This window comes from Streptomyces sp. MMCC 100, assembly GCF_041538145.2.
Lineage (GTDB): Bacteria > Actinomycetota > Actinomycetes > Streptomycetales > Streptomycetaceae > Streptomyces.
Genome location: NZ_JBGORK020000001.1, coordinates 1,681,235 through 1,702,396, shown reverse-complemented (window position 1 = coordinate 1,702,396; position 21,162 = coordinate 1,681,235). Strand labels below are relative to the sequence as shown.

General features: G+C 71.0%; 18 protein-coding genes. 6 read left to right on the top strand and 12 right to left on the bottom strand.

What is annotated here, in order from left to right:
• The first annotated feature begins 66 nt into the window (after positions 1-66).
• Both ABS735_RS07775 and ABS735_RS07770 read left to right on the top strand, forming a co-directional pair.
• Positions 67-954, top strand: a complete 888-nt coding sequence (locus tag ABS735_RS07775) for a helix-turn-helix domain-containing protein (RefSeq protein WP_373902132.1) — start codon at positions 67-69, stop codon at positions 952-954.
• Positions 954-1,139, top strand: coding sequence for a DUF397 domain-containing protein (locus ABS735_RS07770; RefSeq protein ID WP_373902131.1), 186 nt, complete (start codon positions 954-956; stop codon positions 1,137-1,139). Before ABS735_RS07775 ends, ABS735_RS07770 begins: the two co-directional genes overlap by 1 nt.
• A gap of 62 nt (positions 1,140-1,201) precedes the next feature.
• Here the strand turns inward: ABS735_RS07770 and ABS735_RS07765 are convergent, their stop codons facing one another.
• From ABS735_RS07765 to ABS735_RS07750, 4 genes are all read right to left on the bottom strand, one after another.
• Positions 1,202-6,733, bottom strand: coding sequence for a DNA methyltransferase (locus ABS735_RS07765; protein ID WP_373902130.1), 5,532 nt, complete (start codon positions 6,731-6,733; stop codon positions 1,202-1,204).
• 5 nt (positions 6,734-6,738) lie between these two features.
• Positions 6,739-9,741: an SNF2-related protein gene (locus ABS735_RS07760; RefSeq protein ID WP_373902129.1), complete on the bottom strand. Its 3,003-nt coding sequence runs from the start codon at positions 9,739-9,741 to the stop codon at positions 6,739-6,741.
• 89 nt (positions 9,742-9,830) lie between these two features.
• On the bottom strand, positions 9,831-11,048 hold the full coding sequence (locus ABS735_RS07755; protein ID WP_373902128.1) for a serine/threonine-protein kinase: 1,218 nt from the start codon (positions 11,046-11,048) through the stop codon (positions 9,831-9,833).
• Between the two features lie 84 nt (positions 11,049-11,132).
• On the bottom strand, positions 11,133-11,918 hold the full coding sequence (locus ABS735_RS07750) for a nucleotidyltransferase domain-containing protein (protein ID WP_373902126.1): 786 nt from the start codon (positions 11,916-11,918) through the stop codon (positions 11,133-11,135).
• Positions 11,919-12,071: 153 nt separating this feature from the next.
• Here ABS735_RS07750 and ABS735_RS07745 point away from each other — a divergent pair, with 153 nt between their 5' ends.
• Both ABS735_RS07745 and ABS735_RS07740 read left to right on the top strand, forming a co-directional pair.
• A complete protein-coding gene (locus tag ABS735_RS07745) occupies positions 12,072-12,485 on the top strand; it encodes a RidA family protein (protein ID WP_373902124.1) in 414 nt (137 codons plus the stop codon).
• Positions 12,486-12,610: 125 nt separating this feature from the next.
• On the top strand, positions 12,611-13,048 hold the full coding sequence (locus tag ABS735_RS07740) for a GNAT family N-acetyltransferase (protein WP_373902329.1): 438 nt from the start codon (positions 12,611-12,613) through the stop codon (positions 13,046-13,048).
• 4 nt (positions 13,049-13,052) lie between these two features.
• Here the strand turns inward: ABS735_RS07740 and pip are convergent, their stop codons facing one another.
• Together pip and ABS735_RS07730 are read right to left on the bottom strand one after the other, a co-directional pair.
• A complete protein-coding gene (gene pip / locus ABS735_RS07735) occupies positions 13,053-14,024 on the bottom strand; it encodes a prolyl aminopeptidase (RefSeq protein ID WP_373902123.1) in 972 nt (323 codons plus the stop codon).
• Positions 14,025-14,089: 65 nt separating this feature from the next.
• Positions 14,090-14,803 (bottom strand): uracil-DNA glycosylase, encoded by a 714-nt coding sequence (locus tag ABS735_RS07730; RefSeq protein WP_373902122.1) that lies wholly within the window; start codon positions 14,801-14,803, stop codon positions 14,090-14,092.
• 127 nt (positions 14,804-14,930) lie between these two features.
• Here ABS735_RS07730 and ABS735_RS07725 point away from each other — a divergent pair, with 127 nt between their 5' ends.
• Positions 14,931-15,470, top strand: coding sequence for an RNA-binding S4 domain-containing protein (locus ABS735_RS07725; protein ID WP_373902121.1), 540 nt, complete (start codon positions 14,931-14,933; stop codon positions 15,468-15,470).
• Between the two features lie 57 nt (positions 15,471-15,527).
• Here ABS735_RS07725 and ABS735_RS07720 read toward each other — a convergent pair whose 3' ends face one another.
• Positions 15,528-15,962 carry a DoxX family protein gene (locus ABS735_RS07720; RefSeq protein ID WP_373902120.1) on the bottom strand — a complete coding sequence of 145 codons (435 nt, stop codon included), beginning with the start codon at positions 15,960-15,962 and terminating at the stop codon, positions 15,528-15,530.
• Between the two features lie 107 nt (positions 15,963-16,069).
• Positions 16,070-16,756: a class I SAM-dependent methyltransferase gene (locus ABS735_RS07715; protein ID WP_373902119.1), complete on the bottom strand. Its 687-nt coding sequence runs from the start codon at positions 16,754-16,756 to the stop codon at positions 16,070-16,072.
• Positions 16,757-16,928: 172 nt separating this feature from the next.
• Between ABS735_RS07715 and ABS735_RS07710 the strand changes: the two genes are divergently transcribed.
• Entirely contained in the window at positions 16,929-17,186 is a 258-nt protein-coding gene (locus tag ABS735_RS07710; protein WP_373902118.1) for a DUF6343 family protein, read from the top strand.
• A 39-nt stretch (positions 17,187-17,225) separates the two neighbouring features.
• Here the strand turns inward: ABS735_RS07710 and ABS735_RS07705 are convergent, their stop codons facing one another.
• From ABS735_RS07705 to rpsA, 4 genes are all read right to left on the bottom strand, one after another.
• Positions 17,226-17,606 (bottom strand): tetratricopeptide repeat protein, encoded by a 381-nt coding sequence (locus tag ABS735_RS07705; protein ID WP_373902117.1) that lies wholly within the window; start codon positions 17,604-17,606, stop codon positions 17,226-17,228.
• Between the two features lie 49 nt (positions 17,607-17,655).
• The gene (gene coaE, locus ABS735_RS07700) at positions 17,656-18,258 is read right to left on the bottom strand and encodes a dephospho-CoA kinase (protein ID WP_373902116.1); all 603 of its coding nucleotides are present in this window, start codon (positions 18,256-18,258) and stop codon (positions 17,656-17,658) included.
• A gap of 136 nt (positions 18,259-18,394) precedes the next feature.
• Positions 18,395-19,333 carry a PAC2 family protein gene (locus ABS735_RS07695; protein ID WP_373902115.1) on the bottom strand — a complete coding sequence of 313 codons (939 nt, stop codon included), beginning with the start codon at positions 19,331-19,333 and terminating at the stop codon, positions 18,395-18,397.
• 159 nt (positions 19,334-19,492) lie between these two features.
• Positions 19,493-21,001: a 30S ribosomal protein S1 gene (gene rpsA, locus ABS735_RS07690; protein WP_373902114.1), complete on the bottom strand. Its 1,509-nt coding sequence runs from the start codon at positions 20,999-21,001 to the stop codon at positions 19,493-19,495.
• Positions 21,002-21,162: the final 161 nt, after the last annotated feature.

Below are 21,162 nucleotides of genomic sequence, written 5' to 3'. Positions count from 1 at the left end.
TGACGGGCTGTAACCCTGGGCGCGTTGGGAGTTGGCGGCGGGGAGAACGCGCGGAAGGTGGCCGCTATGGCGGACGGTGCGGGTGTGGTCGGCGGGGCCGAATCGTCGGCGGCGACGAGCTTGGCCGGTGCGCCGCCGGGTGGGGGCGGTGAGCCCGAGGTCTCCGACAGCCTGAAGACGTTCGGGGCGGTGGTCAAGGGCTTCCGCAAGCGGGCCGGGCTGACGCAGGAGGAGCTGGCCGAGCAGGTGCGGTACTCGGTGCAGACCGTGGCCTCGGTGGAGCAGGGGCGGCGCTTCCCCACGCTGGAGTACGTCCGACGGGCCGAGGACGTGCTGGACGCGGCCGGCATTCTCAGCGGGGCGGTGCAGCATCTGTCGCGGCAGCCGGGGCTGGCGAGCTGGTTCCGCCAGTGGGCGAAGCTGGAGGCGACGGCGATCAGCCTGAGCACGTACGAGTGCCGTCTGATTCCGGGCCTGTTGCAGACGGAGGCGTACGCGCGCACGCTGTTCGTGAACCAACTGCCCCCGCTGGGTGACGAACAGATCGAGGCACAGTGGGTGGCGCGGGAAGAGCGGCAACGGTTGCTCCGGGAACGGCCGAACACGGCGTTCAGCTTCATCCTGGAGGAGCATCTGTTCCTGCGGCGCACGGGCGGTGCGGAGGTGACTCGGCAGCTTATCGACCATGTGCTGGAGCTGGCTGAGTTGCGGAACGTCGAGGTGCAGGTGATGCCGTTGGTGCGAACAGCTCACGCCGGCCTGGCTGGTCCGATGCAGTTGCTGGAGACGCCCGAAGCCCGGTGGTTCGCCTACAACGAGGGTCAGCGGGGCGGCCTGTTCGTCTCTGACGCGAAGGAAGTAAGCGTCCTCCAGATGAGGTATGCCAGGATGCGTTCACAGGCTCTCTCCCTCGAAGACTCCCTGGGCCTGTTGCAGCAGATGCGAGGAGCCTGATGAGCACGAGCGAACTGGCCTGGTTCAAGAGCACTTACAGCAGCAGCGGCGACGGCGACTGCGTTGAGGTTGCCACTTGCCCGACCATGGTCCACATCCGAGACTCCAAAGACAGGCGCGGCCCACAGCTCGCCCTCTCCCCCGCCGCGTGGAACGACTTCGTCTCGTACGCCGCGCAGGACTGACCGTACGCACGCGGCAGCGCCCCGCACCGGATGAGCAACTCCGGTGCGGGGCGCTTGCGCGTCTACTCCAGCCGGTTCGCGAAGTGGGCGTGCGCGGTGCGCATCTCCTCTTCGCGGTTGGCCTTGTAGAAAGGCGCGGTGTAGCCCTCGGGGGGTTCGGGGCGTTCCTTGTTCTCGTAGGCCACGAAGTCCTCGTAGTGCTGCTTCGTCTGGCCGTGCCCGAAGGCGTACGGGTCCTTCGCGAGTTGACGCCCCTCCACGTCGAACCACATCTGCGACTCCCGGTCCGCGAGGATCGCGTACCGCGCCTTGTGGATGGCGATCAGCTCGTCGGCGCTCATGCCCAGCCATACGGCGACCAAGGCGTCCAGCTCGACCAGCGCCGCCCGCCGCTCGTACTCCGTCCGCAGCGGCGTGCCGTACTCCCACGTCGATTTGAGGTGCCCGGCGAGCGGCTTGAGTCCGGGCCACTCCAGGGCCCAGTCCTCGTAGCCGGGCCAGGTCATGTCGTACAGCTCCTCCCAGAGGGGGGCGTAGGCGTTGGTGAGGCAGTTGAGACGGAGGGTGCGGAGGAGGAGGGGGCCGGCCAAGGGATGGGTCGGGTCGGCGTAGGGCATCTTCTTGGCTTCGGCTACCCGCAGGTCTGAGCGCCCCGTAATACGCAGGAGGTAGTCGATGGGAAGCGCAGCCCAGAACCCGGAGTTGAGTGTGGTCGCACGATTGTCAGCCAGGGCCATCGAGTTTACGGCGTCGACATGCGCAGGCCCCGGCGGGACAAGCGCCGCAAACAGGCTGCGCTCCGTGTTGAACGGAATCATGCGACGCCACGCCAACCTGTAGAACCGCGTGTACGGCCGGAACAGCCACAGGCGCTCACGCAGCAACTGCCGCTGCTCATCTTCAGGGAGTGCCAACTCCTCCTCCGACAGCACATCACTGCGGCTCTCCCAGTCCGCTGCGGTGGGCTCCCAGTCAGCGCTCAGCCGATAGTGGTCCAACCAGGGATCTTGCTCATCCTCGTACCGTCTCAGAGAACACGTCTCGGGCCTGACGTAGTTCGTCCGTGGCACGACATTCCTGTCGAGACTCGGCAGGTCGAAGCTCGTCCAGTCGTGATTTCCCCGGCAGGGGACCTTCGGCTGCTTGCTCACCGGAGTGGCGACCCCGAAGTGCGGCCCCTGAAGGACCAGGTCGGACAGCGAGGCTGGGTGGGAGGTATCCCAGTCGATGAAGCCTGCCTTCTTCGCGTTCGTCTCGTTGTACCCCTGGCTGATCCTCGGCTCGTGTTGCCCCAGCCGGTCCCGCACGGCGGACAGCGCTGCGATGGCGCCCTGCTCCTCCGTTGTCGTCGGCTGCAGGAGAGCGGCACGGCTCGATGGGCTCTCTGTGTCGCCTGTCAGGCGTCGCCACTCCGAAAGCACACCTTCATCAACCTCGATCACACGCGCCTGGTGTGCGCGAAGATCCCAGCCGCCCGCATAGCGCATCCCTGGAACTTCGCCCTCCCCGTCGTGATCAAGGGATGCCATCAGCGGCTCCACTCCGTACAAACGACTCAGGTTGTCGAAGCTAGGAGTCCTTCGTGGTGCACCGTAGATGTGCACACCGAACTCGGTATTCCTGCTCGCCTCGAAGGCCCAGTTGCCGACATTGATGAAGCCAGCATGCAATCGCAGGTGTCGGTACGCCTCCCCACGCAGTCGCCCCTCGTTTACGCCGCCGAAGTGGGTATCCGGGTGGATGAGTCCCGCAATACCACCAGCGCCCGAATTTCCCCAGACCCTGCACATGAAGGCGCGGTACAAGTCGGGCCGAGTCCTCCACAGCACCGGATATGCAACTCGTGCTCCCAGCATTGCCGAGACCCCAGTGACCGCTGCAAGCTCATCCAAGTAGTAGCGAAGCGCCGCTACCTCCACCAGGAGCGTGTCCTTCTTCTCCTGCCGAACGGCTGCAGCAGGCTTCTCTGCCAGCATGAACCACGGATTCCGCTCGGCCAGAACCTGCGCCTCCACCCACTCCGGCCGAACCCAAGGCGGATTCCCCACCTGAAGATCGAACCCCCCGCTCCCCCTCCGGAAGACATGCGCAAAGTGCAGCTCCCAGTGGAAGAACCCGTGCCCGTCCTCCGCCTTTATGTCCTTCTCGGTCGTACCGGCGATGTCCTCCACCGTGTGCAGCCAGGGGAACCGTCCCCGCAGATTGAACGCCCTGTCCATCCCCAGGGCGACATCCATGTCCCGCTCGAACGCCTCCAGCAGAGGCAGCGCCTCGTCGACCGGCAGGTCGTCCAGGCCGTCCAGGAAGGAACCGTCGGCGTCCTTCGTACCGAGCGTCAGCTCAAGGAAGTCGAGCCAGTCCCCGAAGGAAGTCAGCGGGATGACTTCGCGCCACGGATCGTCATGGATCTGGGCCTGACGGCCACCGCCGCCCCCGGCCAGCGACGCCTTGGTGCGCAGCCCCGCCGCCCCGTCGGCGGCGAGGAGCTCACCCAACTCCCCCTGCTCACCGTCGGGATCGTCGAACAGCCCCGCAGCCCGCCAGGCGGCACCGGCACCAGTGCCTGCACCAGCCTCGGCCCCCGCGTCACTCGGCGCAGGCGGCGCCGCCGACAGCAGCCCCGGCACGTCCTCCCCCCGGACGACACCGCCTCCCACCGCGTAGTCCGGCGCCGTGCCGTCCAGCTCGGCCACCTTGTCCAGCGGCCAGAACCACAGGGCGCACCACGCGTCCATGACGGTCTTGAGCCGCCAGTACGGGGTGCCGAGGGCCGTCAGGTCGTCCAGGACCTTCTGCCGGGCGTCACCGTCGGCGTCCGTTCCCCCGCCCTGCGTCAGCCAGTCCGCGCCCCAGACGTCGATGCGTCGGGACACCTTCCGCTCGGACAGCTCAAGCCGCTTGGCGACCAGGCTCCAGAGGAACTCGGCGCGGCGGGCGACCCGCTGCAGGCGCCACTGCTCGGTCTTCTCCCGGGCTTTGGCCCACCGGTCGTACCGCTTCTGGCGGCGCTCGCGCGGCTCACCCTCCTTCTCCTCGAAGGGCTTGTACGCCTTGGGCGCCTTCAGCATCCCCTTGCGCCACTGGCCGAGCGCCTTGGCCTGCGGCTCCGCGAGCTTCTTGGCCTCCGCCTCCCCGGCGACCGCGCCCCACCCGATGGCGGGCAGCAGGAAGTGGTGGACGGCGCCCTCGGGCAGGTCACCGTCCCGGAAGGGGAGTTCACGCGGTGGCAGCGGGGCCTTCTTGGAGAGCCAGTCACCGCCCGGCAGGGCATCCGCCTCGTAGACCTTGCGGCCGGCGCCGATGAGGGAGTTGCCGCGTCGCAGGTGCAGGCCGAACCAGGGGGCCCGCATCCCGGGGTGCATGGTGTTGAGCCACAGCGAGACCTCCGCCAGCTCCACCGCCGTGGCGTTGAGGTCGACGCCGTACGCGTTGTGGAGGGCGATGTATGCCTTGACCTTCTGCAGCTCGATCTGCCGCTGCTCGGTGTCGACGCGCCGGCCCAGCTCGGCCTCGCGGCGGCGCAGGTACTCGCCGGCCACCTGGTCGATGGCCTCGTTCAGGAACGCCCCCGAGCCGAGTGCGGGCTCGCAGATCTTCCAGTCGAGGAGCTCCCGCGCCGGTGTCGTCGTCCCGTCCTGGTCGAGGCGGTGGCGCAGGGCCAGCTCGACCGTGACCGCCGTGAGGCTCTTCGGGGTGTAGTACGAGGCCGAGGTCTGGCGGTCGCGGCCGGCGAGGCGGTAGACGAAGGAGCCCTTGGGGTGCACGACGCGGTGGGACTGGCCCGTCTCCTCGTCCGTGCGGTGGACGAAGACGTCGTCGGGGTAGTCCTGCACCTTGGACGCCGGGATCATCCAGCTGCCGCCGGACGGGTCACCTCCCTTGGCGACCTCGTACAGGTCCTCCTCGGCGATGAAACCGGTGTAGGACATCAGGCCCTCGTACACCGCGCCGAGCTGGTTGATACCGAGCTGGGCGTACGAGATGAAGCCGCCGCGCTCACGGCCGCGGCCCTTGGTCAGCATGAGGCGGCGCAGGACGCGGTGGAGGGTGGCGTTGCGCAGGCGGGTGTCGAGGAACTCGGGCTGTGCGGAGCCGTCGCCGTCCTCGCCCTCGTACAGCGGGTTGTCCAGTCGTCGGCCGATCAGCCGTACCGCGTCCTCCTGGAACAGCTCCGAGCTGAGTGGCTCGAAGCGGAGTCCGGCGCTCGCGCTGAGGGCGGCCGCACGGCGTACGCGGGCCGCCTCGCGGGTCCGCTCGTCGTGCTCGGCCTGGGTGATCGTGCCCGCGGCCAGCAGTTCGGCGGCCTCCTTCTCGGCCGCGCTCGCCTCCCGGTCGGCGGTCTCGGCGGCCCGGTCCTCGGGCTCGCTGCCGTACTGGCGGTGGCCCTTCTCGACCATGCGGAAGAGCAGGTCGAGGGAGTCGTAGAGGTGGTGGCCGCGGCGGGAACGCTCGCCGATCAGGTCGCGGACGACGAGGTCGCCGAGGCGCTGGAGGCCGTAGCCCTGGCTGTACTCGGGGTAGTCCGAGGGGAGGATGCCGAGCGCGGGCTGGGCCTCGGCGTAGAGGAGGAAGAGGACGCGGTAGAGGTAGCGGAGCGATTCGCGGCTGAGTTGTTTGGCGAGGCGGGCCGGGTCGTCGAGCTGCTCGGGGCTCACGCCCTGCTGGCGCAGGCGCTCCAGGACCTCGTTGGCGATCCACTCGACCGACAGACGCAGGCCCTCGCGGAGTTCGGTGGAGACGCCGACGGCGTGCTTGCTCGACTTGTCGGCGAAGTCGGCGAGCGGCGCGGTGCCGCCCTCCTCGGGTACGCGTACCGCGTCGGCGCTGAACAGGGCGGCGACGGTGTCGAGTTCGCCGCCGTTGCGGTCGTCGCGGCGGTTGAGGGCCGTGTCCAGGTTGACGGCGAGGTAGCGGCCCTCGTGCCAGGCCGTGCGGTCGGCGAGGACGAGGACGCCGCCGACCAGCAGCAGCACGTAGCGCGGGGGCTCGTCGCACTCGAAGAGGAAGTCGGTGAGGGCCTTGCCGTCGGTCAGGCGGGCCGAGCCCTCCAGCTGGACGGGGTGGAGCAGGGCGCCGGGACCGTCCGGGTCGAGGGCGGCGTCGGGCTGGGTCGTCCAGCCGCAGGCGACGGCGGTGAGGAGACCGGGCTCGTGGTGGAGAACGTCGACCGGGTGGTCGTGGCCCGAGCGGTGGACGGTCACCGTCTGCTCGTGGGCCTCGGCGAAGCCCAGGGCGCGCAGGGTCGTCAGGTGGAGGTCGGTGAGGCGCTTGGTCCAGTCCGCCGGGGTAGGGCGGTCGGGGTCCGTCGCGGCCTCGGCGTCCTGGGCGAAGGCGGCGCGGCCGGCGAAGTACGGGCCGTGCAGGGCGCGCAGGCCCTCACGCGGGGTGCGGGCGCGTGGCGGGACGGTGTCCGGGTCGGCGCCGGTGCGCTTGGCCTCAGCAACCGCCGCGGCGTGGCGGCGGCGCTCGTCGTCCTCCGTCACCGCCCAGCGGGACAGGAGGCCGTCCTTGGCCTTGAGGTCCTTCGGGAGGACCTCGGCGAGGTAGTGGGCCGAGAGGTAGTCGCCGTGGTTGACCAGCGAGTCGTACGTCATCGCTCTCAGCTCTCCGCCGGGGTGTCGTCGGTGGTGTCGGTGCTCGCCGGGCGGTCCAGGACCGCCAGGACGCGCAGCAGGGGGCGGCCGGACGTCTGCAGCTGGTCGAGGAGGCGGGCCTGTTCGTCGGCCGTGTCCTCGATCCGGCGCCGGCCGCGGCTGGTGCGCTCGGGCAGCAGGGAGTCCTGGCGCCACTGGGCCAGCTGCTTGCGGTACTGGGCGAGCGGCTCGCTGATCAGGTCGGCCCACTCGTCCTTCGTGCGCTCCAGGTGGTCGCGGGCGGCGGACACGGCGGCCGGGACGAGGGCGGTGAGGCGGTCGAGGTCGCGGTCGTGCGGGACGCCGGTGACGGCCAGGCGCGGGCCGACCCCGGCGGCGCGCAGGGCCTCGGACATGTCACCGACCTCCGGAGTGCCGGGCAGGCCCGAGACGGCCATCCACTTCACGACGGTGGGGCGGCCCAGCGCGTTGGAGTAGATGCCCTGGACGAGGAACGTCGCCTCGGTGACGTGCGGCGAGATGACGACCGGCGCCTCCTGGCGGCCGAACTGCACGAGCACCTTGTCGGTCAGCCACTCCGCGACCGGATGGATGTCGGTGAGGAAGGAGACGTTCGGCCACAGGGTGTCCGATGCCTCGCGGGCGTCGGTGAGCTTGCGCTCGGCGAGGGCACGGTCGAAGGTGACGAGCATGCGCTCGGCCACGCCCTGTTCCTTGAGGTAGGAGGGCGGCAGCGCCTTGAGGCGGTGCAGGAGGTCGGGTGCCTTGGCCGGGGAGAGGGCCAGATACCGGCCGCCCTTGGGGTCGTCGCCGCGGGCCAGGCCGATCAGGTCCTCGGCGCGCTCGTCGTAGAGCTCGGCGAGTGCCGCCTCGGTGAACGCCTCCGTGTCGCCGTCGAAGAGGCTCGGGACTTCGGCACGCGGCGGGAGCTCCTGCTCGGTGATGGTGTCGACCTGGCCGAACAGGCCGGCGAGCATGTCGTCCTCCGCCGCCGGTGCCGCGTCGAGGAACTCCTCCACGGTGCCGCCCTCGACCAGTTCGCGGATCAGGCGCCGCTCCTCCTCCTCGGCCCGGTAGTAGCCGGTGACCGCCTCGGCCGTGCCGTCGAGCTTGTGGGCCTCCTCCTCGCGCCGGAGCAGCTTCTCGGCGACCGTGCGGTCGTCCTTGGCGCCGGGGGTGGTGGAGGTGAGGATCAGGGCGCGGAACTGCGGCTGGTGGCGCTGGCCGTAGCGGTCGATGCGGCCGTTGCGCTGCTCGATGCGGATCAGCGACCACGGGATGTCGTAGTGAATCAGGTGGTGGCACTGACGGTGCAGGTTGACGCCCTCGGAGGCGACGTCGCCGGTGAAGAGGAGGCGGACCGGGTTCTCCGCGAGTCCGAAGGCCGTGAGGACCTTCTGCTGCTCGTCGTCGCTGAGACCGCCGTGCAGCACGCGCACGTGCGGCGACTCGGCGTCCTTGCCGTTGTCCTTGCTGCTCTTGCCGTTGTCCTTGCCGATCTTGGCGGCGGGGAAGCCGAGCCTGGGCGGGACGACCTCGGCCAGCCACTTCAGGGTGCGGACGCGTTCGGAGAAGACGACGGCGCGGGTGGTGCTGCGGGGGCCGACGCCGATGTCCTTGAGCTGCTCGACCAGCGCGTCGAGCTTGGCCGAGTCGCCGGGGGCGGTGCCGTCGCCCATGGAGTCGGTGAGCGCGCGGAGCCGGGCGACGGCCTCCTGCTCGCGGTCGACGGCCGGGTCGTGCCTGCGGCCTTCCTTCGCCGCCTTGGCGACGCGCGTCGTGAGGCTGGTGACGCGGGCGTCGAGGGTGTCGGCCAGGGCCTTGTGGGAGGAGAGGAAGGACTTCAGGAGGTTGTAGGCGAAGAGCGGGTCCGTGCTGACGGACTGGCGGTCCTGGTCGGCCGTTCCGAACTCGGTGCTCGTCGGTCGACGTGGCAGCCAGTGCTCGGTGAGTTCGGCGAAGATCCGTTCCTCGGCCTCGGTGGCCGCGCAGTGCAGGGAGACGGTCGGGCCGCGGTCCGCCCACTCGCTGCCCATCTGGTCGCGGACCTCGGGGCTGACCTTCGTACGCCGGATGAAGAGGTGACCGAGGTCCTTCTCGGGGTCGTAGTGGTTCGGATCGGCGATGGCGGCGGGGTCGAGAAGCGAGATCAGGTCGGCGAAGGACTGCTTGTCGCCGTTGTGCGGGGTGGCGCTGGCCAGCAGCAGGGCGTCGGTGCGCGGGGCGAGGATCTCGGCGAGGGCGCGGCGCTGACTGCCGGGATTGATCAGGTTGTGGGACTCGTCGATGACGACGGCGTCCCACTGGATGCGCTCCAGGTGGTGGCGGTACTGGCCGATGTTCTTGAGGGTGTCGACCGAGATGATCACGCGCTTGTAATGCGTGAAGGGGTTGCGGCCGGCCGGGATCTCCCGCTGGATGCGCTGGATGCCCAGCGAGTCCAGGCGGCCCAGGGGGATGGAGAAACGGGTCCACAGTTCGTGCTGGAACTGCTCCAGGACGCTCTGCGGAGTGACGACAAGGATGCGTTCGCCCCGGCCGCGGCGGATCAGTTCGGCCAGCGTGAGGCCGATTTCGAGGGTCTTGCCGAGGCCGACGACGTCCGCGACGAGGACGCGGGGCCGCAGGTTGCGCATCGACAGCGCCAGCTCGGCGGGGCGCTGCTCGTAGGTGAGCGGGTCGAGGAGGAAGCGGTCGGCGAGTGCGAGACCGCGCTCGGACTGCGGCAGGGGCGTCTTGCGCAGGACGGCTTCCAGGAAGAGGCGGCTGCGGCGGAAGTAGGAGGAGGTGTCGGGGACGAGGCGGGTGTTCTCCGGCTCCAGGAGGTCCACTTCGTCGATCCCCGTGAAGAAGACCGCTTCCTCGTCCCGCACGAATTCCGACACTCCGACGGCTTCGATCTTGTCGCCGTCGTGGTCGGTGGGCGAGGCGTTCCTGACCAGCCATTCCTCGTCGCGCACCAGGATCTGTGCGCCCGGCGGATAGCGGGTCTCCCCCTGTTCTGACACCCCGGTCTTCCTCCGTCAGCAGCGATTCGGTGGCGATGAAATATGCCGACGAATTCTGTCACGCGGGCGAGGGGCCGCGGAGCGCGGTGTCAGAAACGGGCGTCGCGGGCGTATGCGGCGCGCAGGCGCTCGGCGATACGGAGCGGGGCCGAGAGGCGGGTGCGGGGGTCGGGGGGCCGCGGCGCCGGGGCGAGGGGCTCCGCGGGGCCGGCCGCTGCGGGGCCCGCCGCCGGCTTGGCGGCCGGCGGCTCGGCACCGTCGTCCGGTTCGGCACCGGCGTCCGATGCGGCTTCGGCGTCCGATACGGCTTCGTCGTCCGGCCCGGGCCGCCGTTCGGGGCGAGAGGCTGTTTCCTCGTCCTCTCGGGCGGCGGGGTCGACGACGGCCGGGTCGTACGGGGCGTGCTCGGGCCGCGCGGGCAGCTCCGGCAGGAGCTCGGCCGGTGTGCGGTCGGTCAGCCTGCGCTTGGCCTGGGCCGGAGTGAGCCCACAGCCGCGGATGACCTGGACCAGTTGGTCGGTGACCTGGCCGAGGGAAGGGCGGGACTCGGGGTCGTGCGCCAGCATCGTCTCGATCACCGGCCGGAGCTCCGGCGGCAGCCCCGACAGGTCGGGGGACGTGGTCGGGTCCTCGATCCGGAGGGCCACGGCCTGCCAGCCGGCTCCCGTGTAGGGGTAGTGGCCGGTGGCCGCGTACAGCAGGACGGCGCCGAGGGCGTAGACGTCGGCCGCCTGGGTCAGTTGGTGCTCGCCCCGCGCCTGCTCGGGCGGCATGCACAGGACCGAGCCGACGACGAACCCGGTCGCCGTCAGCATCGAACGGCGCTCCGCGAGCACCGCCAGTCCGAAGTCGATCAGTTTCGGCCCGTAGTCGGCGAGGAGGATGTTCTGCGGCTTGAGGTCACGGTGCAGGAGGCCTGCGTCGTGAACGGTGCGCAGGCCCTCGGCGAGCAGCGCCCCCAGACTCGCGGTCTCGGCGAGGGGCAGTGCCCCGTGGCCGGTGACGTACGTCCGCAGGTCGGGGCCGGGGACGTACTCCACCGCGAGCCACGGCTGGTCGGCGTACGCGTCGGCGGCGACGAAGGCCGCGACGAAGGGGCCGTAGACCGTCTTCAGGCTGTCCACTTCCAGCACGAAGCGGGCCCTGGTGTCCTCGTCCAACGCGGAAGCCTTGATCACCTTGACGGCGACCTGGAGACCGGCCGCCGACTCCCCGAGGTAGACCTGCCCCATCCCGCCGGTGCCGATGCGGCACCGCAGCGTGTACCCGCCGATGACCGACGGGTCGTCGTCCCGCAGTGGTTCCACCGGTTCTCGGCCTCCCCCTGGTCGCATCGCGGTGTACGCCGCCTGTCCCACCGGCAGTGTAGTGAGCCACCGACCCGCGTCGCGTCATCCGTACCGGGCCGCCTGTACGGCTCGGCCGAGCAGCGTCTCGCAGTCACCGACCGCCCGTGCCAGGGTCTCCGGCTCCGGCGTCAGGCCCGCCACCAGTGCGTCGACTCCGCCCAACCCCGCCCGCCCGACCATCCCCTTCTCGTTCGTCACCCACTCCCCCCGCGCCGCCAGCACCGCGTGCGCCGTCTGGGTCGTGGCGAGGGCAAGGGCGCCGGCGACCTGGGTGAGGGCGCCCTTGGGGGCGTGGCCGGCCTTGGCGTAGGCGAGGGTGGCGGTGGCGGCGCCGTACCAGCGGTCGGGGGCGGTCGTGCGGAGGGCCTCCGGGTAGGCGGCGGGGCGGGGCAGGTCGCCGCGGAGCACCTTGTTGATCGCCAGTTCGGCGACCACGAGGTACGTGGGGATGCCCGCCAGGTGGAACATCAGCGGTTCGACACCGAAGCGGCCCGCCTGAGCCTCCGTCACCTCGTGCTCGACCGCGTCGAGGTCGCGGTAGTGCACGTCGACGCGGCGCTCGTCGATCGTCAGCCAGGCGCCCCCGTTGAAGACACCGCCGCCCCAGTCGCCGATCTCCGAGACCTCCCCGGCCCAGCCCACGGCGCGCAGGTCGTCCGGGGCGAAGGCGCCCCGGTAGTAGACCGCCAGGTCCCAGTCGCTGTCCGGTCCGTGCGTGCCCCGGGCGCGGGAGCCGCCGAGGGTGACCGCCCGGACCGTGGGGAGGGCGGCGAGCCGGTCGGCGGTGGTGTCGAGGAAGGCCTGGTCCGTGAGGGTGGGGGTGGGCACTGGTACGGGCTCCTGACGGTGGGGGCGGGCGGGGCGGGGCAGACGCCGGGAGCCTAGGCGGCCGGGGTTCGGTCCGCGAACGAAAATCGGGTGCGCCGCGCCGGCGGAGAACGGACGATCGGGAGGTTGTCCGTCCGCCTTCCAGGAGTCCACGTGATCCAGCGCGTCACCGTGCCCGGTCTCTTCCCGCCGCCCGCCTACTCCCACGCCTCCGTCGTCGAGGCCGGGACCGGGCTCGCGTTCCTCGCCGGGTCCGTACCGCTCGACGCCGAGGGGAAGCTGGTCGGTGAGGGCGATCCGGTCCGTCAGGCCGAGCAGGTGATCGCTAACCTCACCGAGCAGTTGCGCGCCGTCGGGAGCGGCCTGGAGCACGTGCTGTCGACCGACGTGTACGTCGTGAGCACCGAGACCTCCGCGCTGTCCGCCGTCTGGGACGTGATCGAGGCGTCCGGGCTCGGTGCGGGGCCGCACTCCTCGACGCTGCTCGGGGTGGCCTGCCTCGGGTACCCGGGGCAGCTGGTGGAGATCACCGCGACCGCGGTCGTGCCGGAGAGCGGCCGTCCGTGAGCCGGGGGGCGGGAGCCGGGGCGGGAGCCGGGGCGGAAGCCGGGGCGGAAGCCGGGGCGGAAGCCGGGGCGGAAGCCGGGGCGGAAGCCGGGGCGGAAGCCGGGGCGGAAGCCGGGGCTGTCGTCCTGCGGCGCGCCTCGGCCGCCGACGCGCGTGCGGCGGCCGACGTCTGGCTGCGCTCCTTCGCCGCCGCACTGCCGACCGTGGTCCGGCCCCGGTCCGACACGGAGGTGCGTGAGTACTTCCGGCACGTGGTGGTGCCCCAGCACGAGACGTGGGTGGCGGAGGAGGCCGACGGCACGGTGGCCGGTGTGATGGTGCTGGAGGGCGAGGAGCTGTCTCAGCTGTACCTCGCCCCCGAGCGGCGCGGGCGCGGGATCGGGGACCGGTTCGTCGCCCTGGCCAAGGAGCGCCGGGCGGACGGGCTGTCGCTGTGGACGTTCCGGGTCAACGCGCCCGCGCGGCGCTTCTACGAGCGGCACGGTTTCACGGCCGTGGAGTGGACGGACGGCGTCCGGAACGAGGAGCGGGAGCCGGACGTGCGCTACGTGTGGCGGCCCTAGTCCTTCATTCCCCGGTGTCACCGCGCGCGTACCTGTCCGTCGCCGCGATCAGGGCCTCGTCGCCGGTCGCCCCGGCGTCGTGCCCGGCCTCGTCCACGAGCACCAGTTCGCTGTCCGGCCAGGCGTGGTGGAGCCGCCAGACGATGCCGAGGAGGTTGCCGAAGTCGAGGCTGCCCTGGACCAGCGTGCCGGGGATGCCCTTCAGCAGGTGTGCGTCCCTGAGGACCACGCCCTCGTCGTTGCCGTCGCCGAGGAAGTGGTCGTTGCCCCAGTAGTGCGTGACGGTACGGGCGAAGCCCATGCGGAACTCCGGGTCCCGGAACCGGGCGACCGAGCCGGGCGGTGCGGGGATCGTCGCCGTCTCCCAGTCGGTCCAGGCCCGCGCGGCCCGTTCCCGCACCGCCGCGTCCGGCGACTCCAGCAGGCGGTTGTACGCGGCGGCGAGGTTGCCGTCGCGTTCGTCCGGGGGCAGCTCGGCGAGGAACCGCTCGTGGGCCTGCGGGAAGATGTTCCCCAACCCGCGGGTCAGCAGGGCCACTTCGGCGTCGGAGCCGGTGGCGACCCCGGTCAGCACCAGCTCGGTCACCACCCCGGGGTGCGTCTGCGCGTACCGCAGGCCCAGGACCGAGCCCCACGACACGCCCCACACCAGCCAGCGCTCGACGCCCAGGTGGGCCCGCAGCCGCTCCAGGTCGGCCATGAGGTGGGCGGTCGTGTTGACGCTCATGTCGGTGTCGTAGGCACTCGCGCGGGGCAGCGACCGTCCGGCGCCCCGCTGGTCGAGCAGGACGATCCGGTAGGCGGCGGGGTCGAAGTACCGCCTCAGGCCCGGACTCGCGCGGCTGCCCGGTCCGCCGTGCAGCACCAGCGCGGGCTTGCCGTGCGGGTTTCCGCAGGTCTCCCAGTAGACGTGGTTGCCGTCGCCGACGTCGAGCATGCCGTGGTCGTACGGTTCGATCTCCGGATACAGGCCCATCGGAGCACCGTAACCGTGTCGCTCCGGGGCGCTCAGCCCCTTTTTGCGACGGCGGGCGGCGCCGGCTACCGAGCGGGCAGGCCCGCCGTCTCCGCCGCCGTGCGCAGCACGTCGCGCAGCATCTCGGGGGTGAGCCGGCCGGTGAAGGTGTTGCGCTGGCTGACGTGGAAGCAGCCGAAGAGATGCAGGTCCGGTCCGTCGGGGGCGTCCAGCGTCACGTGTCCGCCGTGCGCGAAGGCCGGGCGGGGGCGGGGCACGGTCCAGCCCGCCCCGGCGAACGCGGGCAGCGCGGCCTGCCAGCCGAAGGCGCCGAGGACGACCACGGCCCGCAGCGTCGGCCGCAGTAGCTCGAGCTCCTGGACGAGCCAGGCACGGCAGGTGTCCCGTTCGGCGGGGGTGGGCTTGTTGGCGGGCGGGGCGCAGTGCACCGGCGAGGTGACGCGCACGCCGTACAGTTCCAGGCCGTCGTCCACGCGGACCGCGGTGGGCTGCGAGGCGAGGCCCACGTCGTACAGCGCCTGGTACAGGACGTCCCCGGAACGGTCGCCGGTGAACATCCGGCCGGTGCGGTTGCCGCCGTGGGCGGCCGGTGCCAGCCCGACGATCAGCAGCCGCGCGTCCGGCGGACCGAAGCCGGGCACCGGCCTGCCCCAGTACGTCCAGTCGACGAACGCCGCCCGCTTGGTACGGGCCACCTCCTCCCGCCACTCGACCAGTCTCGGGCAGGCCCGGCAGCCCACGATGCGCTGGTCGAGTACGGAGAGGCCACCGGTGTCCATGCGTCCACCGTAAGGCCGCCCCCGGCCCGCGAGAGGTACGCGGGGGCTCCGGTGCCCGATCCGGGCCCGACGGCCGGGCGCGGAAATTGCGGCCCGTGCCACCGTGCCGGGCGGTTAAGGTCGAGACATGGCTTCCGAGCATGACGAAGGCGGAAGCGGCCGGGCGGCCGCCCCGCAGTACGGTGTCGCTCCCGCCGCCGGGACACCGGACCCGAAGACCGCGGCGGCGATCGCCGCTGCCGAGGCGGCCGGGCCGCAGAGCGGCGAGAGCGTCCGCGTGGACAGCTGGATCTGGGCCGTCCGGCTGATCAAGACCCGCTCCCTGGGCGCCACCGCCTGCCGCGGCGGCCATGTCCGGGTGAACGGCGAGCGGGTGAAGCCCGCGTACTCGCTCCGCGTCGGCGACGAGGTGCGCCTGCGGCAGGAGGGCCGGGAACGCGTCGTCGTCGTGAAGCGGCTGATCCGCAAGCGCGTGGGTGCCCCGGTCGCCGTCCAGTGCTACGTCGACAACTCCCCGCCGCCCCCGCCTCGCGAGGCCGTCGCCCCGGCCGGCATCCGCGACCGGGGTGCCGGCCGCCCGACCAAGCGCGATCGCCGCGAGATGGAGCGGCTGCGCGGGCTGGAGGGCCTGAGCGGTTCCCGAAGGGATGCCGGGAGCAGGCCCTGAGCAGTCCGCAGGCGCCCGTGGACGCAGTAGGCGGGTCGGTGGGCGGGACGCGGTCGGTCAGCCCCGTCGGACCCCGGCCCGCACCAGGCGGCGCAGCTCCTCGTTGTGCCCGCGCCGGGCCCTGGCGACGATCAGGAGCGGCACCAGCAGGATGAGCGGTGTCGCCGCGTTCTCACCGTCGAAGCAGGTGAGCTGGACGACGAACGCGCCCACCATCAGCGCGCCCAGGGCCGTCGCCGCCACCGACTGCAGCACTGGGACCATGAGGGCGACCGCTCCCGCCAGCTCGAGGACACCGATCGTGTACATGCCCGCGTCGCCCCAGCCCATCTCGGCGAAGGTGTCCGCCGCCGAGGAGTGCCCGATCAGCTTGGGAAGGGCGCTCGCGACGGCGAAGAACAGCGCGAGGAGCACCTGCACCACGCGCAGGGTGACCCGGAGGCCACGTCCGCGGGCCGGCACGGTGGTGGGGGAAGCGGTGGTTTCGGACATGGTGGTCTCCTGAGCTGAACGGTCCGTGCTGCTGTCGGGATACAGACCGCTCGTCGCCCCGGAAATCATCGCCGGACCGCCTTCTGCCTCCGCCTCTGATCTTGCCGCTACCCCTGCCGCACGGGCACGGCCCTCACCCACGTCCCGTCATCGGTGAGATACCGGTCCACCGCGAGTCCCGCCTCCCCCAGTGCCTCCTCGAACTGCTCCTTGGTCAGCGGCCGGGCCCGGAAGGTCTGCGTCCAGACCGCGTCCGGGAACTCGTACTCGGCCCGGACCGAGTTGACGCCGTCGCCCACCGGGTCCGCCGACAGGATCCGGACGGTGAAGCCGCTGGGGTCCACCCGCTCACGCGGCAGATTCGTGTGGTAGTCCGCCCCCTCCCGCTGGATCAGTACACAGCCGTCGTCCGTGACATGCCGGGCACAGGTGCGCAGCAGCTCCCGTCTGACCTCGACGTCCCCGGCGTGCACGAGAAACGACGCCAGCATCACCGCGTCGAAGCGCTCGTCGAGGTCGAGGTCCTCGATCGCGCTGCATATGGTGCGCGCCCCGCGCACGTGCTCCAGCATCTCGGCGGACTCGTCCACCGCGGTGACGCGGAAGCCCCGCTCCAGCAGGGGATGGGTCATGCGTCCCACGCCACTGCCCAGCTCCAGTATCCGCGCGCCCTCGGGTACGGCGGCGGCGACGATGTCCGGCTCGGCTCCGGCGGGCAGCCGCGAATAGAGTTCGACCGCGCAGCCGTCCGGGGTGATGGCTCCGGGTCCCGTGCCCTGGTGTCCCTCTCGCATTTTCAGCTCCATGCCCGTCCAACGGTCCGCCCCCGCACGCCCGTTCCCTTCCGGCAGCGGTTCACCCGACCGAGTGAACGCGCCCGGTCCCGTGGTGCGGCCGCCCCGGCGGAACGCCTCGCTTCCCCCTCGCTGCCTGCCGGAGTACGTTCGTTACAGGAGTGGTGAACCGATGCGTACGGGCAGTGAACCGGCCACCGCGCGCAGTGCCCTGCGGGCGCGCTTCTGGCTGAGCGTGTGGGGGCTGGTCTGGGCGATCTTCGGCACGGCCGCCTTCGCGCTCACGGGGCGCTTCGGATGGGCGCTCGCCTGCGGTGTGCTGTGGCTCGTCGTCACGGTCGACCTGGTCGTGATCCTCCGGCACATCCGCCAGGGCCCGCACTACCAGCCGGGCCGGAACATCCCGCCGTACCTGCCGCCGAAGCGCTGACTGCGCCATTGGGGTCCTGACGCGCCGGAGCGGCGACCGTCAGGAGTCGAACCGCGCCTGCTGCAGATACTCCGGGTTCGGGTCCAGCGCCGCCGCCAGCCGGAAGTGACGCCGGGCCTGGTCGGGACAGCCGCGGCGCTCGTAAGTGCGGGCGAGGGCGAAGTGCGCGAACGCGTTGTCCGGCTCGCGCTCCAGGACGATGGTGAACTCCAGCTCGGCCGGTCGCAGTTGCGCCGCCGCGAAGAAGGCACGCGCGCGCAGCAGCCGGGCCGCGGTGTTCTCGGGATGGGCGCCGATGACGCCGTCGAGCAGTTTCACCGCGCCGCGCGGGTCCCGCGCCGCGAGCAGTTGCTCGGCGGCACGGAAGTCGATGACATCCGTCTCCGGAGTACGTCCGGGCGAACCGCTTGTCTCGGGCACGGCAAAGTCCTTCCCTCTCTCGGAGGGATCAACGCACGCGCCGGATCCGCTATTCCGTGTGCGCCCTGCGCACGAGTTCGTCCCAGACCTCCTTGACGCGCCGCCGAAGCTCCTCCAGCGGTACGTCGTTGTCGACGATCACGTCCGCGATCTGCCGGCGCTGCTCGCGCGTCGCCTGGGCGGCCATGCGGGCCCGCGCGTCCTGCTCGGTCATGCCGCGCAGCCGTACCAGCCGGTCGAGCTGGGTGGCGGGGTCGGCGTCCACGACGACCACGAGGTCGTACAGCGGCGCCAGACCGTTCTCCGTGAGCAGGGGGACGTCGTGGACGACGACGGCGTCCTCGGCGGCGGCCTCTTCGAGCGCGCGGGAGCGTTCACCGACCAGGGGGTGCACGATGTCGTTCAGGACGGCAAGCTTCTCCGGGTCGGAGAACACGATCGAGCCCAGTTTGGGCCGGTCCAGGCTGCCGTCCTCGGCGAGGACGTCCTCGCCGAACGCCGCCACGACCGCGGCGAGTCCCGGCGTCCCGGGGGCGACGACCTCGCGCGCGATCCGGTCGGCGTCGATCAGTACCGCGCCGTGCTCGACGAGGAGCCGCGACACCTCGCTCTTGCCGGCGCCGATCCCGCCGGTCAGGCCCACGGACAGCATGACCGCGCCTCCACCTCACCAATCCCCGCGAGTGCGGGGAGCAACTTACCGACTCCGATCCCGCCGGTCGGACCCACCGGATCATCCCCGCTACGGCGGGGAGAGGTGGGGCGCGCTCATCCGCCAGATTACCGGATCAGCTGTCGCCCTCCCGCTCCGCCAGGAACCGTTCGAACTCGCGGCCGATCTCGTCGGCGGAGGGGATCTCGACGGGCTCGGCGAGCATGTTGCCCCGGGTCTCGGCGCCGGCGGCCGCGTCGTACTGGTGCTCGAGGCCCTGGACGAGGGCGGTGAGTTCCTCGTCGCCCTCCTGGATCTGCCGGTCGATCTCCGTCTGGGTGCGGTGGGCGTCGGTGCGCAGGGAGTGCGCGATGCCCGGCAGGACCAGGCCGGTCGCCGCGGTGATCGCCTCCAGGACGGTCAGCGCCGCGTCCGGGTAGGCGGAGCGGGCGATGTAGTGCGGGACGTGCGCGGCGACGCCGAGCACGTCGTGGCCGGCCTGCGCGAGCCGGTACTCGACGAGCGCCTCCGCGCTGCCGGGGACCTGCGCCTCCTCGAAGGGGCTGCGGTGGCCCGGCACGAGGTCGGTGCGGCTGCCGTGCGGGGTGATGCCGACGGGCCGGGTGTGCGGAACGCCCATGGGGATGCCGTGGAAACTCACCGACAGACGGACGCCGAGCCGCTCCACGATCTGCCGTACGGCGGCGGCGAAGCGCTCCCACTCGACGTCCGGCTCGGGGCCGGACAGGAGCAGGAAGGGCGCCCCGGTGGCGTCCTGGACGAGCCGCACCTCGATGGTGGGTTCCTCGTAGTCCGTCCAGGTGTCGCGCTTGAAGGTCAGCAGCGGCCGGCGCGCCCGGTAGTCCACGAGCCGGTCGTGGTCGAAGCGGGCGACGACCTGGTGGGGCAGCGAGTCGAGCACCTGGTCGACGATCTGGTCGCCGGTCTCGCCGGCGTCGATGTATCCGTCGAAGTGGTACAGCATGACCAGTCCGGCCGACTCCTGGGCGAGTGCCATGTCGACGACGGCAAGGCCCTTCGGCTCCCAGGCGTACAAATCCTGCGGATCAAGCACAGTGACCGCTCCCCTCCTCGTGTTCGTCAGTGACAACGCCCTTGTGGGGTGGGGCATTCCCGGGGGAACACACCGAAGGGGCCGCACCTCGGAAGGTGCGGCCCCTCGGTCTACCGCTGTGCTTCAACCGCTGTGTGTCAGCGGCCGGTGTTCAGAGCTTCAGCTCTGGCCGCCGGCCAGCTTCTCGCGCAGCGCGGCCAGCGCCTCGTCCGACGCCAGGGCGCCGGAGTTGTCGCCGCCCTCGGAGGAGTACGAGCCGCCGCCGCCACCACCGGACGCGGCCGGAGCCGCACCCGCGGTGTCGACACCCTCGGCAGCGGCCTTCTCGTCCGCCTCGCGGGACTTGATGACCTGCGCCTGGTGCTGCTCGAAGCGCTGCTGGGCCTCGGCGTACTGCGTCTCCCAGGCCTCGCGCTGGGTCTCGTAGCCCTCGAGCCAGTCGTTGGTCTCGGGGTCGAAGCCCTCGGGGTAGATGTAGTTGCCCTGGTCGTCGTAGGACGCGGCCATGCCGTACAGGGTCGGGTCGAACTCGACCGCGGACGGGTCGGCACCGAAGGCCTCGTTGGCCTGCTTCAGCGAGAGGCTGATGCGACGGCGCTCGAGGTCGATGTCGATGACCTTGACGAAGATCTCGTCGTTGACCTGGACGACCTGCTCCGGGATCTCCACGTGGCGCTCGGCCAGCTCGGAGATGTGGACCAGACCCTCGATGCCCTCGTCCACGCGGACGAACGCGCCGAACGGAACCAGCTTCGTGACCTTGCCGGGCACGACCTGGCCGATCTGGTGGGTGCGGGCGAACTGCTGCCACGGGTCTTCCTGGGTCGCCTTCAGCGACAGGGAGACACGCTCGCGGTCCATGTCGACGTCGAGGACCTCGACGGTGACCTCCTGGCCGACCTCGACAACCTCGGACGGGTGGTCGATGTGCTTCCAGGACAGCTCGGAGACGTGGACCAGACCGTCGACGCCACCCAGGTCCACGAAGGCACCGAAGTTGACGATCGAGGAGACGACGCCGGAACGGACCTGACCCTTCTGGAGGGTGGTGAGGAACGTCTGGCGGACCTCGGACTGGGTCTGCTCCAGCCAGGCACGGCGGGACAGGACCACGTTGTTGCGGTTCTTGTCCAGCTCGATGATCTTCGCCTCGAGCTCCTTGCCCACGTAGGGCTGGAGGTCGCGGACGCGGCGCATCTCGACCAGGGAGGCCGGGAGGAAGCCGCGGAGGCCGATGTCGAGGATGAGACCACCCTTGACGACCTCGATGACGGTACCGGTGACGATGCCGTCCTCTTCCTTGATCTTCTCGATGGTGCCCCAGGCACGCTCGTACTGGGCGCGCTTCTTCGAGAGGATCAGGCGGCCTTCCTTGTCCTCCTTCTGGAGGACCAGGGCCTCGATCTCGTCACCGACGGCGACGACCTCGTTGGGGTCGACGTCGTGCTTGATCGAGAGCTCGCGGCTCGGGATGACACCTTCGGTCTTGTAACCGATGTCGAGCAGGACCTCGTCCCGGTCGACCTTCACGATGACGCCGTCGACGATGTCGCCGTCGTTGAAGTACTTGATCGTCTCGTCGATCGCGGCGAGGAAGGCTTCCTCGTTACCGATGTCGTTGACCGCAACCTGCGGGGTGGTGGCGGTGGTCTCGGTGCTGCTCGTCATGTGGGAAAGGGCTCCGGTACGGACATTGAGTCGTAGGTACTGCTTACGCCGGGAGCCCGTTTCGCTCTGCAGAAGCCGGACAGCCAAGGAAGCGTCACCGAAAACCACTGGCGACGCCTCGAGAACCGAGGGGACATACAACAGATGCGAGCGCGACCTGC

Excerpts from the sequence above, each read along its gene's own strand:
- ABS735_RS07775 (WP_373902132.1), top strand. The coding sequence starts at position 67 with ATGGCGGACGGTGCGGGTGTGGTCGGCGGGGCCGAATCGTCGGCGGCG.
- ABS735_RS07770 (WP_373902131.1), top strand. The coding sequence starts at position 954 with ATGAGCACGAGCGAACTGGCCTGGTTCAAGAGCACTTACAGCAGCAGC.
- ABS735_RS07765 (WP_373902130.1), bottom strand. The coding sequence starts at position 6,733 with ATGACGTACGACTCGCTGGTCAACCACGGCGACTACCTCTCGGCCCAC.
- pip (WP_373902123.1), bottom strand. The coding sequence starts at position 14,024 with ATGGGCCTGTATCCGGAGATCGAACCGTACGACCACGGCATGCTCGAC.
- ABS735_RS07730 (WP_373902122.1), bottom strand. The coding sequence starts at position 14,803 with ATGGACACCGGTGGCCTCTCCGTACTCGACCAGCGCATCGTGGGCTGC.
- ABS735_RS07725 (WP_373902121.1), top strand. The coding sequence starts at position 14,931 with ATGGCTTCCGAGCATGACGAAGGCGGAAGCGGCCGGGCGGCCGCCCCG.
- ABS735_RS07720 (WP_373902120.1), bottom strand. The coding sequence starts at position 15,962 with ATGTCCGAAACCACCGCTTCCCCCACCACCGTGCCGGCCCGCGGACGT.
- ABS735_RS07715 (WP_373902119.1), bottom strand. The coding sequence starts at position 16,756 with ATGCGAGAGGGACACCAGGGCACGGGACCCGGAGCCATCACCCCGGAC.
- ABS735_RS07710 (WP_373902118.1), top strand. The coding sequence starts at position 16,929 with ATGCGTACGGGCAGTGAACCGGCCACCGCGCGCAGTGCCCTGCGGGCG.
- coaE (WP_373902116.1), bottom strand. The coding sequence starts at position 18,258 with ATGCTGTCCGTGGGCCTGACCGGCGGGATCGGCGCCGGCAAGAGCGAG.
- rpsA (WP_373902114.1), bottom strand. The coding sequence starts at position 21,001 with ATGACGAGCAGCACCGAGACCACCGCCACCACCCCGCAGGTTGCGGTC.